The organism is Vibrio sp. HM8-C (assembly GCF_058630515.1).
In genome coordinates this window covers 17,263-33,747 of sequence record NZ_JBMMKS010000023.1, presented here as the reverse complement: position 1 = coordinate 33,747, position 16,485 = coordinate 17,263, and the positions used below count along the sequence as shown (strand labels likewise).

Below are 16,485 nucleotides of genomic sequence, written 5' to 3'. Positions count from 1 at the left end.
TCCCACCGTTTAATCACTTCCGCCCAAAGCTTTGTTGTAGAGATTAAAAATTAAAAAGGAACCGCATCTTCGGTTCCTTTTTAATTTTCGCAATCTTTAAAGATAAAGCGTTTTGTCAGCTGTTTTGTAGGTAAATTCACTTTGCAGTGAAGAAAACAGCTCTTGCGTAATTTGAGCCAATATTGCGTAGTACTGACTAACTTCGTTACTTGCTAACAGTTCGAGATAGCGTTTTCCCCAAGGCATTAAATGCTCGGTGATAAGCTCCATACCTGCATCTGCATCCCCTTTTTCCAATAGTTGGCTCAAGGCTAACAGCATCAAACCAAATTGGTCTTCAGGCTCTTTCATCGCGCTATTGATTTCTAATCCATTCTCACGAAGGAAAGCTCGGTATTGAGCGGTTGACTCACCGAAGACAATATTATCTTTATCTAGATACACAGAGCCCCAAGGCGGACAAGGCATTTGCCCCTGACCTTCAAACAGCACTGAGAACTGGTATTCAAGCTCATCTAACTCCAACACTGGTAGACGTGAAATCAAGTCTGAAATTTTGCGTTCGTCAGACCAATTAAGTAACTCAGGTAGATGTTTGAGATTGTCACGAATAGGCTGATTTCCAGCGCTAGGACGTGAATAGTAGTTCTGACCAAGCAGTTGAAATACAACAATAAGAGGATTCATTACATTCGCCTTTTGCTTCGGAGCATAATTGGGGTTAAACGATAAGGTGCAGAGCAACTTCCCTGCACCATATTGATACATATCTCTGCTTAACAGCATACGCAATTAAGCAGAGCATGACATTTACATGCCAATTGCCCAAAGGTCATAGAAACCAATGCGACCAGCAATTTCACCCACCACAATAAGTACCGATGCTAGCGCTGCTAAACGAGTATTCTGTGTACCTTTAGCCATAAATGCAGCGGCAATTAACATCACTAGTCCTAGTGCGAGTAATGCGTATTTAGCACCCCAGAACAACATGTCCTGTTGATGGAACTGTACGTTCGCTTGCGACAAGAACGAGAAATAACCCGGTGTTAAGGCAAACAGTACTACAGTCGCAATCGCCGTTAACAGCCAAGCTTTTCCGCCAACATTGTTAGCCGTCATTATCGCACCGCCACAAATCACTGCGGTTAACACCATTTGCAATGAAGTAAACGAGGTGTTCCATGCAGGGATAGTATCAAGCTGGTAAACACTCGGAATGAGTATGATAAGGGCAAGCCCCGCAATCGCACCCAAGTAGCCGAAGATGTTGACCGTTGCCTCTGGAATGGTCTTCTTCAAATTGCCGACCACGTAGAGGAAAACTAAACCTCCGAACAAGCCACAGGTAATGATCTCATTACTCATTGGTGAACGTCCCATTCCAAACAGAGCATTAATCGCTCGCAGCGGTTGACCTAAGTGAGTTAATGCAGAGATACCCGCAATAACAACCATCACCAAAGAAATCAAAGCAATTTTATTGGCTTGATTTTGATTGATCTTCTTCATCGATGAGCAGATCTGCATCAGGATAAAAGCACCAGCGGAAGCCTGCGCTAATACCGTGAAGAATACTAACGGAAGTTCTTTCATGATTAGACCTCCTGTGGATTTAAGATTGAACCCGACATATCACCTGTTGGTCTTGCAAGCGCGTGCGCTTTAACCACTAGGTTTGGACGAGTCAGATGTGCTTTTGGTAACGGTGCAATTTCAGCTTGAGTACCATACTTCGCACGCAGAGTTTCGATTTCATCGAAATCCAGCGCTCGTTGCGGGCAAGAAGCGACACAAATTGGCTTTTCACCTTTTGCGACGTATTCATAACAACCATCGCACTTTGCCATCACTTTCTTCTCTTCATCGTACTGAGGTGCACCATATGGACAGCGCATTTCACAGTAACGACAGCCGATACACACATCTTGATTGACTACCACTAAACCATCTTCAGCACGTTTATGCATCGCGCCACTTGGACAACCTTCAACACACGTTGGGTTATCACAATGGTTACAGCTGATAGACAAGTAGTAGTTAAAAACATCCTGATCGAAGGTGCCGTCTGCATTTTTTACCCAAGCACCACCGCCATATTCATAAACACGGCGTAGCTTCGGACCGACATCGAGTTGATTGCGGTCTTTGCAGCTCACCTGACATGTTTTACAACCCGTGCATTTAGACGAGTCGACATAAAAACCATATTGAGTCATAACTTTATCCTAATTCTTTATGCACGTTTAATTTCGACAAGGTTCGAATGCTGAGGGTTACCCTTCGCCAATGGTGATGGGTGCTGTGTTGTCAACGAGTTGATACATCCACCAATATCGACACCATTGCGATTAGGCTGATACCAAGCTCCTTGAGGAACGGCTACTACTCCCGGCATAATGCGCTCAGTCACTTTGACTGGCATTTGAACTTGTCCACGGTCGTTAAAGATAATGGTCATGTCACCATGTTTGAGCCCACGCTGACTTGCGTCCATAGGGTTCATCCATACTTCATCTGGCACAGCTTCACGCAGCACTGCCACACTATGATAAGTCGAGTGAGTACGACGTTTAGTGTGGAAACCTGTCATCTGCAGTGGGAACTGTTTCATGCGTTCTGCATCACCCAAAGCTTCACGGGTTGGTAGATATTCAGCAACTGCAGGAATACGGTCACCTTCAGGCAACTCCCACTCTTTATCCAACGTGGCAAGCTGCTCTGAATAGATTTCAATTTTGCCAGACGGTGTTGAAAGCTTGTTCGCTTCAGGATCTTCTCTGAATTCTTTCAATGCGATATGAGATTCAATGTCTGCAAGTTCGCGGTCAATGATGCCCATATCATTGGTCTCACTGAACTCAGGCAAATACGGGCGTTTTTCACGGATCTTGTTGTAGCTATGTTCAATCCATTGATCGAGTGTGCGACCTTCAGTGAATTTCTCACCAATACCCAACTTATGTGCGATATCCGCAAGGACATCGTAGTTTGGACGGTTTTCCCACAGCGGAGTGATCGTCGGCTGCATACGAATCAGATAGTGATAAGGCCCTGTCGCATAGGAGTTGTTGACTAAGTCTGCCGCTTCTAACCAAGATACATCTGGCAGCAAAATATCCGCATAACGCGCTGAACTGGTCATGTGGTGATCCCACACTAGGATAAACTCACATTTGGATTCGTCAGACAGAATCTCGTGCGTGTGGTTAAGGTCAGAGTGCTGGTTCATGGTAACGCCGCTTGAATAATTCCAGAGGAATTTCACTCCAGTATCCAAACGTTCTTTACCTTTCACATAACTGTTTTTCGCCGTCATGTTTTCATGGTCTGCGATGGCTTTAGTCCACAAGAAACATGGAATAGAGGTTTTCACTGGGTTTGGAATCGCCAAACCTGCTACCGGATAGTTTGAGCTATAACCCCAGTTACCGCTGTTTGTACCTTGGCGGCCAAACTGTTTAGTGATGACTGGTAACATCATAATGGCACGAGCCGCTTGTTCGCCATTCATGCTGCGCTGTAAACCCCAACCTTGTGAGATCCATGCCGATTTTGCACCCACTAATTCACGAGCAAGCTGGCGAATACGTTTCGCAGGAATACCTGTGATAGCCGCAGCCCACTCTGGTGTTTTCTCCGTTTGGTCAGCACCCAAGCCTAAAATATAAGATTTGTAAGAGGCATTTTTTTCAGCTGATGCAGGTAGTGTCGATTCGTCCCAACCCACTGCATATTTGTTGATGAACTCATCATCAGCCATGCCTTCTTTGATCAGTGTATGGCCAATAGCCGCTACAAGCGCAGCATCCGTACCCGGACGAATCGGTAACCACTCTGCATTTAAACCTACAACAGAATCGGTACGACGCGGATCAATTATAATCACCTTTGCCTGACTTTCTTCTAAAGCACGATAAAGCTCTTGAACCTGACCACCGCCAGACATACGTGTCTCAGCGATGTTCTGACAGAACATCACCACCAGATCAGAATGCTTAATTTGCGCCATGTAGCTACCTTGCGGCTTGCCGTATACAAACGGCTCTACACGTCCAATCTGAGCGGTTGAATAGGTGTTATGTTGTTCTAAGTAACCACCAAGCAGATTCAATAAACGTTTACATGCGCTACGTCCGTGCAAGTTTGCTCCTGTTGAGCCTGAGCCGTATTGGTAATAAATGGCTTCATTGCCGTAGGTATCGATAGTGTGGCGTAACTTGTCGGCGATAATCGTAGTTGCTTCATCCCAGCTAATGCGTTTGAACTTACCTTCACCACGTTTACCAATACGTTGCATTGGGTATTTCAATCGGTCAGGGTTATACGTTTTGTAGCGATTTGAACGACCACGTAAACAAGGACGGATTTGATGCTGACCGAACACAGAGTCGTCAATACCATCTTCAGTGTTAATGCGGACAATTTGATCATCTTTGACGTGAACTTTGAGTGGACATCGGCTGCCACAGTTTACAAGGCAGGCACTCCACTTGATTTTCTCTTCTGAATCAGTCGCGGGCGTTGCCGCATGAGTCACCGAAGAAAATGGGAGGGTTAACCCAGATGTTAATGCAGCAGCGGTAGCGGTTGTCGCAGAGGCTTTCATAAACCCCCGTCGAGACAACTCACTATCTAATAATGTTTTATTTTTCATTGCTCTTTCCCATTTTAGTAAACCGGTTACATTTCCAGTTAATTCAATAGTGATGTTGTAATTGCGTTGACAGGACAGTGGTATTGGCAGGAATTGCAGCCATTACAAAGATCCAAATCAATCGTTGGTTTGTTGTTCTTTTGGATAGTAATTGCGCTGGCCGGACAGCCATGCTGACATTCAGCACAATAGAATGCGGTTTGTGGATTACAGTTTGACGTGATGGTTGGGCGCACGTGGCAATCGCTGACGGTATGAGAGAGCGCCGATGTTGGACACACGTCATTACACTGATGACAGTGAGAACAAAAGCTCAGATCCAAATCGAGTTCAGCCAGCTGATTTTTTACGACAATAATTCCGTTCGGGCATGCAGAGACACATTCACCGCAACCCGTACAAGTTTGAATAAAATCTTTTTCTTCCAACGCTGTTGGAGGACGCGGCACATTTCTAGGAACAGAATTAGACTTGTGCGCATGTCGAACAATATTACGAAAGAAGTTACGTTTTCCTACATCCATAACGCACCCTCACCTACCACTTTGTGGCTATAGTGTAGGATTGCGTTCGGTAACGAATTGATGAATATCAATTCAAAGTAACTAAATATAAAAATATGTAACTAGATGATTATCATTCTCAAAAATAAACGAAAGTAATAGGAAAAGACGGACAAAGCCCTAAGATTAGAAACGTTTGTTCATATGCTCTAAGCAACCAACTCTTGTTGGGCTTCGGTTTTTAAACGGTAGGAAATCAAGTCAGCAATAGTACCGAGTTTGATGTGGTGTTGCTTTGCAAAAACTTCTAAATCTGACCGACGTGACATCGTTCCATCGACATTGAGTACTTCAATAATTGCACAGGACGGTGCCAAGCCTGCCAATCTGGCTAAGTCACATCCAGCTTCCGTATGACCGGGACGAACTAAAACTCCGCCCTCCCGTGCGACAACAGGAAATACATGCCCCGGAGAGACCAAATCGGTCGGCTTTGAATTTGGAGAGACAACAGTCTGAATCGTCACCGCTCTATCATGCACTGAGATTCCCGTTGTCACGCCTTTGGCTGCTTCTATAGACACCGTAAAGTTAGTGCCAAATTGTTCGGTATTGTTTTTGACCATTAAGGGAAGTTCTAGTTGCTGAGCCATCTGCTCTGTTATCGTCAGACACAGCAAACCTCTTCCTTCCGTTACCATAAAGTTGACGATTTCAGGTGTAATTTTGTCGGCGGCGACAATGATATCGCCTTCATTTTCCCGGCCTTCGTCATCCATTAGGATCACCATTTTCCCTAAACGGATATCCTCAATGATCTCTTCAATTGAACTCAGTTTCATTTTTAATTCCTTTTAAAAATACGCTGGTTTGATGCGGTGTCAGTAGAAATCAGCTTTCGCGATAGATAGCAAAAGGATTCCACGCTTGTGCGGTAGGCATCACTTCCATTCTGTTGACACACATATGGGCTGGAAGCGTTGCAAGGTAGAACATGGTGTCAGCGATATCTTCAGCCGTTAATGCTTGCGTATTTGCATACAGAGCGTCTGACGCTGCTTGATCCCCTTTGGTTCGCACTAAAGTAAATTCCGTTTCCGCTATGCCGGGAGCGAGATCAGTCACTCGAACTCCAGTCCCTAATAAGTCACAACGCAAGTTATAGCTGAACTGCTTCACAAATGCCTTGGTTGCACCGTAAACATGGCTGCCCGGATATGGCCACTGACCAGCGATTGAACCGACGTTGATAATCGACGCACCTTTACCCACTTCAATCAGAGTTGGAAGCAGCGCATGGGTAACATTCACTAACCCCGTTACGTTGGTATCAATCATGGTGTGCCAATCTTGGATATCGACTGTTTGAGCTGGGTTTGGTGATAGTGCAAGACCAGCATTGTTCACCAAACAGGTTATCTTTTTAAATGATTCAGGTAATGATTTCACAAGACTATCGACGTCTTCTTTGCTGCGTACATCCAACGTTTGATAGTGCACAGGAACGCTATCACAAAGCTCCTCTGCCAGTTCTTTCAGGCGATCTTCGCGTCTTCCCGTAATCACAAGTGCCCAGCCTTCAGACGCGAATTTTCTCGCTGCTGCTCGTCCAAAACCTGACGTTGCACCAGTAATAAATACCACTTTACCCATATCAATTTTATCCATTAAATCTTGAGTGAATTAAGGGTATAGGATGAATACCCCATACCCTTCCAATAAATGTTTATGCTTTCTCTAGCTCGGTTTTCATCACAACCTGTGGTGAGAATTTACAAATAACGTAGTACAAAATCGCACCACTGAATGCACCTGTAAACCAACCATAGTCATAGAACCAAGTCATCACATTGAAGAAAATCGCCATCATAGTGAAACAAACAGGGATGAGTAGAGCGATGAAACCAGCCCAGTTGAATGCCGGATAGGCATCTTCCTTATACAGCGCCAATACATCTAACTTCTGCTTTTTGATAAGGAAGTAATCCACAATCATGATGCCAGCAATCGGTCCTAGCAAACTTGAGTAACCCAGTAGCCAGTTAGAAATATAGGCTTCAACGCTAACGTCTGATTCGATCATGCCCACTTTTTTCATCAGTTCCCAAGCCATCATCGCAATACCGATCGCACCTGTCAGTAGCACGCCTTTAGTATGGTCAATATGTTGTGGAGAGATGTTTTGGAAATCGTTGGTTGGCGAAACGATATTCGCAGCTGTGTTAGTAGACAGCGTCGCGATGACAATCATCACCATTGCAACAGCCACTAAAAACGGACTGTCTATCTGACCAATCAGTGTAATTGGGTCTGAGATTGTTTGACCAAACATGGTCTCTGATGCTGCTGTCATAACTACGCCTAGTGACGCAAACAAGAACATCGTCAGTGGTAATCCCATGATTTGCCCAATCACCTGATCTTTCTGCGATTTTGCATAGCGGCTAAAGTCAGGAATGTTCAGAGATAACGTCGCCCAGAAGCCAACCATAGCAGTCAAACCTGACATGAAATACTTCGCGAAACCATCGCCTTCAGGACGGTTTGCTGGCGTAGAAAGCAATTCAGTGTAAGAGACTTTATCACTTGCCCAGAACAGCAGACCTAAAGACACAATCAGCAATAGCGGTGCTGATAAGGTTTCAAGCCACTTGATGGAGTTTGCACCTTTAAGCACAACGCCAATATTCAGCGCCCAAAAGATAAAGAAGCCAATCACCTCACCTACGCCACCTAATGATGCCCATGCTGATGAGATCTCAGACAAAAATAGATGAATCGCCAAGCCACCAAACATGGTTTGAATACCGAACCAACCACAAGCGACAAAGCCGCGAATCACACATGGTACGTTTGATCCCATAATGCCAAACGAAGAACGAAGTACGACTGGGAACGGCAAACCATATTTCGTTCCTGCGAAGGCGTTCAGCGTTAGAGGCACCAATACAATAATGTTCGCAATAAGAATGGTGAGTAGTGCCTCAACCACAGATAAACCAAAGTAGTTGGTTAATATGCCGCCCAACGTATATGTCGGCACACATATCGAAATACCCACCCACAGAGCAGCAATATTGAACTTGCTCCACGTGCGTTCTTTGATTTTGGTTGGTGCCAAATCACTATTAAAATTCTTGCTAGAAATGAGGTCTTCACCGACTTCTAACTCGTAGAATTCCCCCACTTGCTTCATTTCCGTTTTCATTTGAATCCCCTCTCTTCCTAATTGAGTTAAGGTTTGTTGACCCTAGTTATTTCCCTTCGGCTTTATGCTGCTACCTATCCAAATAAATCAAATGAACCACTAAACCACTCGTTTAATTCTGGAAAACATGAAACATGAAGATAAAAATCACTGTTACTGATTGTTCATATCGTTAAAACAAAATCCGTACAGGTAATACGTATCCATAGAAATCGTCATTATTCACTTCCTTTTTCTGATTTCCGCCGTTACTGATATCCACTTTTAAAATAAGCCAGCTTTGCAACTATTCCTGCTATACAAGGCTGTGATACTTACGATTGAAATAGACAAGATTCGACGCTTGTTCAGACTGACCAATTCCGAGCACTTCACAGAAGAACACATCATGAGTTCCCACTGAAGTACGCGATGAAATGCGACAATCGAATACGGTTGAAGCGGCATCAAGTACAGGCGAACCTGTGACAAACTGTTTCCATTCGACTGACTCAAAACGTTCTGCTTGGCTAAGTTTGCTGGCAAATGCGCCAGAAACCGCTTCTTGTCCCGCTGCTAGCGTGTTAACGCACAAAAACTCAGCCTTATCAAACACAGAAAATACGGATGACGAGCGGTTTAAGCACACCAACAGCGTTGGCGGAGCATCGGTAACACTGGTGACGGCGGTTGCAGTGAACCCCGCAGGTTTGCCATCTAGCATAGTGGTAATAACATTCACTGAAGCACCAAGCCCAGACATGCCATCGCGGTACAGCTTTACACCTTTGTCGTCTGTAGATGTGAACGGGGTAAAAGTAAGTTCGTTTTCCTTTGCTAAAGAAAACGGAATATTGATAGCCAAATTAGACATACAAACACGCCTCTTCTAAAGGTAAACGAGGTAGGCGACCATACAACTTAGCTGCGTCTCCATAACCGATGTTGATAATCAGGTTGACGCTCCAACTTGTTCCAGCAAAAAACTCCTCATCCACCGCTTTAGCGTTAAAACCAGAGAGTGGTCCGGTATCAAGCCCCATTGCTCGCGCTGCCAAAATCATATAAGCCGCCTGCATGGAGCTGTTTCTCATCGCAGTTTCTAAAGCCAATTCTTCACTAGAGGTAAACCAGCTTTTCGCATCGCCATGAGGAAAGAGTGTAGGCAATGCGTCATAAAATTTTCGGTCATAAGCAACGATAACAGTCACCGGCGCTGTCATAGTTTTTTCTAAATTGCCGCTTGATAATGTCGGCGCTAAACGCTGCTTGCCTTCTTCAGAAGTAATAAAAACAAAGCGTGCTGGAGAGCAGTTTGCCGAAGTAGGACCTAGACAGGTCAGTTGATATAGCTGTTCAATTTGTTCTTGGCTCACTTTCTTATCCAGCCAGCCATTGTGCGTTCTCGCTTCTGTAAACAGTTGCTTTAACGCTGACGTATCCATCGTCTCGTTCATTCGAACGTCTCCTTAAATCTCTTTATAAAAATCAAGCATCGTTTTATTAAACGTTACAGGGTCAGACACATTGCAGGCATGTCCCCCTTTCTCTAATAAATAAAACGAAGAATGGCTGAGTTTTTTATGTAGGTTTGCCGAGCAGGAATATGGCACCAACAAGTCGTCACAGCTTGCAATAACCCCAGTGAAGCATTGAACCGAGTCAATGCTTTTAGAGATATCGAAACTTTCAACAGCACCAATCCTTCTCAATAAGTTGCTTTCATTGAAAGGTGAAGAAAGAACCTTGTCAGCTTCCTCCTTCAACAGAGCAGCGTTGTTTTTCATCCATTCAGCAGGGTACAAAAACAGAGGCTGTGCCTTGAAGAACATCTCTACACCAGAATTGCGCAGCAGAGATTTTCTAATGTCAAAACACAACTTGGTATGATCATCAGTTTTTTCCCAAGCGTTAATGAGCAATAAGCTCGACACTCTTTTGGGAAAATCAACCGCAAGTTGTAAGCCAATAAGACCACCTAACGCATGACCGATGAAATGAACTCGTTCGCTATCTGTTTGATCCAGCAGCGTGACGACTTCCTTTGCCATGTCCGCGATGCTGTAACCTTGCGGAATATCGCCATGGCTTTGCCCTGTCCCAAAGTGGTCATAGACAATCACTCGAAATCGGCTTTTCAACAGTGGTAGCTGATGATGCCAATAATGATGAGAACCGCCCAAGCCTGAAGACAGAATCACTGTCTCTTTGTATTGCTGACCATCATCATGAATTTCGTAATACATTCTCTGCTCTACCTTCCAATGGTTTAATGGTGCTGTTAAGCCTTTCCGACATGAGCAATTGATGCAATTTCAATCAATGCTTCTTCTTTCACCAATCCACATTGAATGCAGTAACGTGCAGGTTTTTCTCCTGGGAAGAAATCCGCATACACCGCATTGATGGCAGCGTAATCAGCCCAGTTTTTAATCATGATCATGTTGAAGGTGACGTCATCCATCGTGCCGCCCGCTTCTTCAACTACCCCTCGAATCGTGTTCAATACATGACGAGCTTGAGCGGCTGCATCACCGGGAAAAACGACATTGTTTTCACTATCAAAAGGTAGCGTTCCTGAAACATACAGAACACCATCAGCCATAGAGCCAGGAACATAAGGCGCAAGTGGTTTACCAGTTCCAGCAGGAAGTACGGTTTGTTTAGGCATAGTAATCTCCTTATTTAGCCAAAGCGTTTGAATAATCTTCCAGAGTTGTTACCCATCCGAAGAAGGTTCGGATGTTGAGTAGTGCTGCATCGTGCGCTGAGCGCGGTCCCGCCTGATGTGTGGCATCGGAAAGCACGACACCAAAGTATTCGAGATGGAAACCGTCTCTTAATGTCGATTCGACACAAACATTCGTTGCGATACCGGTGAAAACAAGATTTCGTATCCCGCGCGAGCGCAGCATAGTGTCTAGGTTGGTGTTAAAGAAGCCGCTATAACGGGTTTTCGGAATGATCCAATCTCCCTGTTGAGGTTCTATCTCTTCAACTAGCTCGTAATCCCAACCGCCTTTTGAAAGAAATCGACCAGATAGCTCTGGTTGCTTACGCATCGTTTTCAGAGCGTTGGACTTATGCCAGTTTGGCGAACCTTCGCCACCCGCTTCGACATACTTGTTATCCCAACCGTTTTGCAGAAAAACCACTTGAATACCCGCTTTGCGCGATATTTCGATAGTTTTGTTGATGTTTTCAATCACAGGTCCAGTACCTGAAACATCAAAGCCCGCCAAGTCCAGATACCCTTCTTTGCTGGCATATGCATTCTGTATATCCACCACAATCAAAGCCGTTTCACTGGCTTTAATCGCCAGATTTTCTGGTTCAGCTTTTAATACAACTTGTGGAGATTCACCTGTATTCAGTGAGTAGCCGGTAATCATGCTGCGTACGCTCCCTGAACTGTGACGTGTTGACGAGTTTTCATTAACGGTTGAATACGTTCACCAAACGCTGTGACGCCTTCAACAAACTCATCGAATGTCAGTAGAACACCACCAGTGCCTTCAACTTCATCAACTTCATCTAGCAGACGAGCAACCGTTTCGTAAGAACCCACTAACGTGCCCATGTTGATGTTTACCGCTGAAGTCGGGTCAGACATTTGGCGTACGTTAGTATCGCTACCCGATTTGGTATCCTGAGCGGCTTGAACGCCCAGCCATTCTAAAGCTGCGTCATCTTTGCCTTCTTTGTAATGTTCCCATTTAGCGCGAGCCGCTTCGTCTGTTTCATCAGCGATGATCATAAAGAGAACAAATGAGCTAACGTCACGGCCGGTCTTTTCTGTCGCCTCAATCAAACGGCTGGCTTGAGGTGCAAATGCTTTAGGCGTGTTGACACCTTTACCAAAAATGAAGTTGTGGTCAGCGTATTTTGCTGAGAATGCCATGCCAGCATCACTAGAACCGGCACAGATGATTTTCATTTTTTCCTGAGGTTTAGGACTTACTCGGCAATCTTCCATGGTGAAGTAGTCACCTTTAAAATCTGAAGAACCGGTATCCCACAAATCACGAAGCACTTGAGCGTATTCAGATAGGTAGTCATAACGAGAAGAGAAAAACTCATCGCCCGGCCACAAGCCCATTTGCGTGTATTCCGGCTTTTGCCAACCTGTTACCAAGTTAACGCCAAAGCGACCGTGGGAAATCGAATCAATGGTGGAAGCCATACGTGCCACAATCGCTGGCGGCAACGTTAAAGTTGCAGAGGTTGCGAACAACTGAATTTTTGAAGTAACAGCAGCAAGACCCGCCATTAAACTGAATGACTCTAGGTTGTGTTCCCAGAACTCTGTTTTTCCGCCGAAGCCGCGTAACTTAATCATCGATAGAGCGAAATCTAATCCGTAATGTTCTGCTCGTAATACGATCTCTTTGTTCAGGTCAAAAGTCGGCATGTATTGAGGCGCGTTTTCCGAGATCAACCAACCGTTATTTCCAATAGGAATGAAGACACCAATCTGCATATAAAACTCCTTGTAATTAACCATGCATATATTTACTTCCTCGCATTGATCTAAATCAAAGTTTGTGCCAATAAATTATTTCCGTTAATTAACAATTGGTTAACCAATTATCACCTCAAAAACCAGACCAAATGGTCTGTTTTAAAACATCTGGATTGGTGCAAAAGCACTAATCGAGTGCACAAAAAACGCACAATCAGAATGCAAGTAGAGATAAAGAAGAGAGTTATAAACTGCGGAAATGAAGACAAAATGAGCAATGTTGGGCAATAAAAAAGGTCACTTATAAGTGACCTTTTAGAGACTTCTCGAAACAACTTGTCGAACGCTTAACAAGGCTCTATGCAATGCCATTGAAGATGATGTTTTGAATGGACTGGCAAGTTTCTTCAAAGAACTTCTTATTGGATAGGTCTTTCCCCGTTATCGCTTTCACCTGAACACTAAAGTCTGCATAGTGCTGTGTTGTTGACCAAATTGTGAAGATCAATTGTGTGGGATCGATTGGCTTGATTTTACCTTGGCTTATCCAACGCTCGATGACTTTAGATTTTTCATTGATGATATTTTTCAACTCACCATTGAGATAATTCTTGAGAATTGGTGCACCTTGAATGATTTCCAAACAGAACAAACGTGAAGCTTCAGGTTGATCGCGTGACAGTTCCATCTTGAGACGAATGTAGTTTTCAATTGCGGTCTTAGGGTCGTCCACTTCGTCAAAGCCTGCAATTGGCGCAAGCCAATCGTTTAGGATGTTTTCTAAGATGGTTAAATAAAGCTCTTCTTTGCTTTTGAAGTAATAGAATAAGTTTGTTTTGGAAATATCTGCGCTATTGGCAATTTGTTCAATCGTCGTTCCATGAAAACCGTATTGAGAAAACACCGCTAAAGCAGTTTCCAAAATAAACTGTCTTTTATCATCAAACTTCTTTCGTCTACGAACCCCTGGCTCAACCGTTGTACGACTTTTTTTCAACGGGCTCACTTTCGTCCCTTTTAGCGATATAACTGCTTTAGCCATCTGTCTTCCTGACACCTTCTCAATACTGCTGAATTGCGGTCATACTAACACTTTCGAATACGAATGTGTCTCTAGACCTTCGTTAATGCAAACCGCGACTCAATTGGACCAGTACTTCATCCTCTTAATTGAATTTAATTCATATACAACATGATCAAAATGCGATTGAGTTCACATTAATAAAGCTCAATCATTTAGCCATCTAGACGTATTCAATTTTGTGTATTTAGAGGTAACCAGATGTCTGAACATATTAATCCGTTAATAACTCCTTTCTTCGCTGACCAAGTTGGTAGCCTACTACGCAGTGACAAACTCAAAGCAGCTCGCTTACAAAAACAAAACAACGAAATAACTGCAGAGCAACTCATTAAAGTTCAGAGAGAAGAAACTCGTTTGCATGTTGAACAACAAAAGTTGGCTGGTCTTACATCTATTACTGACGGTGAATACTCACGAGCATGGTGGCACTTTGATTTTCTTGAAGGATTAAACGGCGTTGAAGGCTACACACCAGAAGTACCGCTCAACTTTAAAGGCACCAAGCCAAAAACTCACAGTATTAGAATAATCGACAAAATTAGTTTTAATTCTAACCACCCGTTTCTTAGCGATTTTGAATTCCTAAACTCATTGGTTGAACCAGAACAACATGTAGCGAAACAAACGATACCAAGTCCCAATATGCTATTCCTTCGTGGTAAAAATGTAGCTGAATGCTATCGAGAAAATGAAGAGCTATTTATCAAAGACTTAATTCAAACCTATCAGGACGCAATCCAAGCTTTTTATGACAAAGGCTGCCGTTACCTACAACTCGACGATACGTCTTGGGCTTCCTTCTTTTCAGAAGATGGAGTTAATAGCCTTAAAGAGCAGGGGTACGATACCAATAAGCTACTTGTGGTTTTCGAACACCTGCTAAACGAATCGATTAAAAACAAGCCTCACGATATGCTGATCACCATGCACATTTGCCGAGGAAACTTTAGATCGACTTACTTTGGTTCTGGTGGCTATGAAGCAGCCGAAGAAACCATATTTGGTCGACTCAAAGTTGATGGATTGTTCCTAGAGTTTGACGATGAACGCTCAGGTGGATTTGAACCGTTAAGACATGTAACCAGAAAAAATCTGTTTATCGTACTTGGTCTCGTGACATCTAAAACGCCAGAGCTGGAGCCGAAGGAACACATCAAATCACGAATTCTTGACGCAGCGAAATACATCCCACTTGATCAGTTGCGATTAAGTCCGCAATGTGGGTTTGCCTCTACTGAAGAAGGCAATATTCTCTCACAACAAGAGCAGTGGAATAAGCTCAAACACGTCGTAGCGATTGCTGAAGAAGTTTGGGGATAAAAAAGAGCCGCATAATGCGGCTCTTTCTATTTCTACGTCTATACAACGCGAATATAAGTTTACTCTTTACCGTAAACGTTGTTCTCTTGCTCTTGCACACGGATGAAAGTTGTACGCTTCGTTAGCTCTTTAAGCGAGGCTGCGCCTACGTATGTACAAGTTGAACGCACGCCACCAAGTACATCTTGAATGGTGTTTTCAACAGGACCACGGAATGGAATTAATACGGTTTTGCCTTCAGCTGCACGGTAACCAGCAACACCGCCAGAGTGCTTGTCCATCGCGCTCTTAGAAGACATTCCGTAGAACTTAACACAAAAACATATTATCTTTATATTTCAACATGTTAATTATTTTTAACTGTATATAAAAACAGTAAGATCAGCGATATTTCACGTTATTTGTCGCCATAATCTGGCGGCTGTCGCCATTTTTGTCGCCACTTTTTCAGGCGCGTATTGAGAGGTTTTCATCAAACTCATGGCTTAGAAGTTGGTGAGCATCGTGTCCTGTTCCGCTTATCCAAGTCACGATTGCGTCGCTCGGGATTAACAACGGCATACGATGATGGTACTCACTGCATTGTTGGTTGGGTTTGGTGGTTAACGTCACTAGCTTTGAGCTGCCTTCGAGTGCGATGCCCGCCATATAGAGAACGTCTTTCTCGCCTAGGCTGAACAAATACTTCACTTTCTTGCCCTGCTCTTCTCGCCATTCATACCAACCTGAACATGGAACAATCACTCGGTTGTATTCAAATGCCTGCGCGAACGTAGGTTTCACTGAAACGGTTTCAGCTTGTGCGTTAATGATGATGCGTTTTGCCCAATCGGGTTTGATACCCCAAGGTAAATCGAGTTGTTTTAGCTCACCGTGTAGCACGCCAATGGTGGCAACGTCTTGCGTGGGACGAAGGTCAGTATTGCTTGAGGTTTTGAAATTGATGCCAAGCTTCTCGCAGACTACTCTACAGAGCGGATCATCAATTACATTCAGCCTGCCACACATTTCCCAACCTCCATACTTTTATGTAATTAACAGTTTAGGAGTATTTTTAGAAGGCGTAGTCTTAGCCCGACTCTTTATTTATTCCTTGAATATTTAGTTGTTTTGGTTGGGTTTGATGGCATGTCTAACCCGACCCTTTTTCTAGACCTCGCTCCAAGTTCCTTCTTGATAATTTCATTTGTTACATCAATGTAATTGAATCTATAATTCTTCAACATTTTGCACGCAATAAGTTTTCTATGCTGAGCCCAATAGCGACAAGGG

At 43.8% G+C, this 16,485-nt stretch carries 16 protein-coding genes and 2 pseudogenes; 1 reads left to right on the top strand and 17 read right to left on the bottom strand.

Annotated elements, in window-relative coordinates; translation table 11 throughout:
* Positions 1-96: 96 nt before the first annotated feature.
* The 15 genes and pseudogenes from ACOSVQ_RS19565 to rutR form a co-directional block, all read right to left on the bottom strand.
* A complete protein-coding gene (locus tag ACOSVQ_RS19565; protein WP_491984117.1) occupies positions 97-687 on the bottom strand; it encodes a TorD/DmsD family molecular chaperone in 591 nt (196 codons plus the stop codon).
* 123 nt (positions 688-810) lie between these two features.
* Positions 811-1,596, bottom strand: a complete 786-nt coding sequence (locus ACOSVQ_RS19560) for a dimethyl sulfoxide reductase anchor subunit family protein (RefSeq protein WP_491984116.1) — start codon at positions 1,594-1,596, stop codon at positions 811-813.
* 2 nt (positions 1,597-1,598) lie between these two features.
* Positions 1,599-2,219, bottom strand: a complete 621-nt coding sequence (locus ACOSVQ_RS19555; protein WP_491984115.1) for a DMSO/selenate family reductase complex B subunit — start codon at positions 2,217-2,219, stop codon at positions 1,599-1,601.
* Between the two features lie 17 nt (positions 2,220-2,236).
* Positions 2,237-4,657 carry a DMSO/selenate family reductase complex A subunit gene (locus ACOSVQ_RS19550; protein WP_491984114.1) on the bottom strand — a complete coding sequence of 807 codons (2,421 nt, stop codon included), beginning with the start codon at positions 4,655-4,657 and terminating at the stop codon, positions 2,237-2,239.
* Between the two features lie 38 nt (positions 4,658-4,695).
* On the bottom strand, positions 4,696-5,181 hold the full coding sequence (gene napF, locus ACOSVQ_RS19545; protein WP_491984113.1) for a ferredoxin-type protein NapF: 486 nt from the start codon (positions 5,179-5,181) through the stop codon (positions 4,696-4,698).
* 191 nt (positions 5,182-5,372) lie between these two features.
* Positions 5,373-6,002 (bottom strand): annotated as a pseudogene (gene ribB, locus ACOSVQ_RS19540) (3,4-dihydroxy-2-butanone-4-phosphate synthase); the annotation flags it as partial.
* Positions 6,003-6,051: 49 nt separating this feature from the next.
* A complete protein-coding gene (locus ACOSVQ_RS19535) occupies positions 6,052-6,828 on the bottom strand; it encodes an SDR family NAD(P)-dependent oxidoreductase (protein ID WP_491984112.1) in 777 nt (258 codons plus the stop codon).
* 58 nt (positions 6,829-6,886) lie between these two features.
* A complete protein-coding gene (locus tag ACOSVQ_RS19530; RefSeq protein WP_165314111.1) occupies positions 6,887-8,368 on the bottom strand; it encodes an NCS1 family nucleobase:cation symporter-1 in 1,482 nt (493 codons plus the stop codon).
* Between the two features lie 295 nt (positions 8,369-8,663).
* Positions 8,664-9,221 carry a flavin reductase gene (locus ACOSVQ_RS19525; RefSeq protein WP_219725408.1) on the bottom strand — a complete coding sequence of 186 codons (558 nt, stop codon included), beginning with the start codon at positions 9,219-9,221 and terminating at the stop codon, positions 8,664-8,666.
* Positions 9,214-9,804 carry a malonic semialdehyde reductase gene (locus tag ACOSVQ_RS19520; protein WP_165314114.1) on the bottom strand — a complete coding sequence of 197 codons (591 nt, stop codon included), beginning with the start codon at positions 9,802-9,804 and terminating at the stop codon, positions 9,214-9,216. The genes ACOSVQ_RS19525 and ACOSVQ_RS19520 overlap by 8 nt, the downstream gene beginning before the upstream one ends.
* A gap of 12 nt (positions 9,805-9,816) precedes the next feature.
* On the bottom strand, positions 9,817-10,593 hold the full coding sequence (gene rutD / locus ACOSVQ_RS19515) for a pyrimidine utilization protein D (protein WP_491984111.1): 777 nt from the start codon (positions 10,591-10,593) through the stop codon (positions 9,817-9,819).
* Between the two features lie 35 nt (positions 10,594-10,628).
* Positions 10,629-11,018, bottom strand: coding sequence for a pyrimidine utilization protein C (gene rutC / locus ACOSVQ_RS19510; protein WP_165314116.1), 390 nt, complete (start codon positions 11,016-11,018; stop codon positions 10,629-10,631).
* 10 nt (positions 11,019-11,028) lie between these two features.
* Positions 11,029-11,739: a pyrimidine utilization protein B gene (gene rutB, locus ACOSVQ_RS19505; protein WP_491984110.1), complete on the bottom strand. Its 711-nt coding sequence runs from the start codon at positions 11,737-11,739 to the stop codon at positions 11,029-11,031.
* On the bottom strand, positions 11,736-12,827 hold the full coding sequence (gene rutA, locus ACOSVQ_RS19500) for a pyrimidine utilization protein A (protein ID WP_491984109.1): 1,092 nt from the start codon (positions 12,825-12,827) through the stop codon (positions 11,736-11,738). The genes rutB and rutA overlap by 4 nt, the downstream gene beginning before the upstream one ends.
* A 340-nt stretch (positions 12,828-13,167) precedes the next feature.
* Positions 13,168-13,851 carry an HTH-type transcriptional regulator RutR gene (rutR, locus tag ACOSVQ_RS19495; RefSeq protein ID WP_491984108.1) on the bottom strand — a complete coding sequence of 228 codons (684 nt, stop codon included), beginning with the start codon at positions 13,849-13,851 and terminating at the stop codon, positions 13,168-13,170.
* Positions 13,852-14,091: 240 nt separating this feature from the next.
* Here rutR and ACOSVQ_RS19490 point away from each other — a divergent pair, with 240 nt between their 5' ends.
* Positions 14,092-15,213, top strand: a complete 1,122-nt coding sequence (locus ACOSVQ_RS19490; RefSeq protein WP_491984107.1) for a 5-methyltetrahydropteroyltriglutamate--homocysteine S-methyltransferase — start codon at positions 14,092-14,094, stop codon at positions 15,211-15,213.
* 59 nt (positions 15,214-15,272) lie between these two features.
* Here the strand turns inward: ACOSVQ_RS19490 and ACOSVQ_RS19485 are convergent.
* Together ACOSVQ_RS19485 and ACOSVQ_RS19480 are read right to left on the bottom strand one after the other, a co-directional pair.
* A pseudogene (locus ACOSVQ_RS19485) lies at positions 15,273-15,527 on the bottom strand (IMP dehydrogenase); the annotation flags it as partial.
* 133 nt (positions 15,528-15,660) lie between these two features.
* Positions 15,661-16,221, bottom strand: a complete 561-nt coding sequence (locus ACOSVQ_RS19480) for an SOS response-associated peptidase (protein WP_491984106.1) — start codon at positions 16,219-16,221, stop codon at positions 15,661-15,663.
* Positions 16,222-16,485 lie beyond the last annotated feature (264 nt).

Bases quoted from the DNA above. Each gene is read 5' to 3' on its own strand.
- ACOSVQ_RS19550 (WP_491984114.1), bottom strand. From the start codon at position 4,657: ATGAAAAATAAAACATTATTAGATAGTGAGTTGTCTCGACGGGGGTTT.
- ACOSVQ_RS19560 (WP_491984116.1), bottom strand. From the start codon at position 1,596: ATGAAAGAACTTCCGTTAGTATTCTTCACGGTATTAGCGCAGGCTTCC.
- rutR (WP_491984108.1), bottom strand. From the start codon at position 13,851: ATGGCTAAAGCAGTTATATCGCTAAAAGGGACGAAAGTGAGCCCGTTG.
- ACOSVQ_RS19480 (WP_491984106.1), bottom strand. From the start codon at position 16,221: ATGTGTGGCAGGCTGAATGTAATTGATGATCCGCTCTGTAGAGTAGTC.
- ACOSVQ_RS19525 (WP_219725408.1), bottom strand. From the start codon at position 9,221: ATGTCTAATTTGGCTATCAATATTCCGTTTTCTTTAGCAAAGGAAAAC.
- ACOSVQ_RS19565 (WP_491984117.1), bottom strand. From the start codon at position 687: ATGAATCCTCTTATTGTTGTATTTCAACTGCTTGGTCAGAACTACTAT.
- ACOSVQ_RS19490 (WP_491984107.1), top strand. From the start codon at position 14,092: ATGTCTGAACATATTAATCCGTTAATAACTCCTTTCTTCGCTGACCAA.
- ACOSVQ_RS19530 (WP_165314111.1), bottom strand. From the start codon at position 8,368: ATGAAAACGGAAATGAAGCAAGTGGGGGAATTCTACGAGTTAGAAGTC.
- ACOSVQ_RS19520 (WP_165314114.1), bottom strand. From the start codon at position 9,804: ATGAACGAGACGATGGATACGTCAGCGTTAAAGCAACTGTTTACAGAA.
- rutB (WP_491984110.1), bottom strand. From the start codon at position 11,739: ATGATTACCGGCTACTCACTGAATACAGGTGAATCTCCACAAGTTGTA.
- ACOSVQ_RS19535 (WP_491984112.1), bottom strand. From the start codon at position 6,828: ATGGATAAAATTGATATGGGTAAAGTGGTATTTATTACTGGTGCAACG.
- napF (WP_491984113.1), bottom strand. From the start codon at position 5,181: ATGGATGTAGGAAAACGTAACTTCTTTCGTAATATTGTTCGACATGCG.
- ACOSVQ_RS19555 (WP_491984115.1), bottom strand. From the start codon at position 2,219: ATGACTCAATATGGTTTTTATGTCGACTCGTCTAAATGCACGGGTTGT.
- rutA (WP_491984109.1), bottom strand. From the start codon at position 12,827: ATGCAGATTGGTGTCTTCATTCCTATTGGAAATAACGGTTGGTTGATC.
- rutD (WP_491984111.1), bottom strand. From the start codon at position 10,593: ATGTATTACGAAATTCATGATGATGGTCAGCAATACAAAGAGACAGTG.
- rutC (WP_165314116.1), bottom strand. From the start codon at position 11,018: ATGCCTAAACAAACCGTACTTCCTGCTGGAACTGGTAAACCACTTGCG.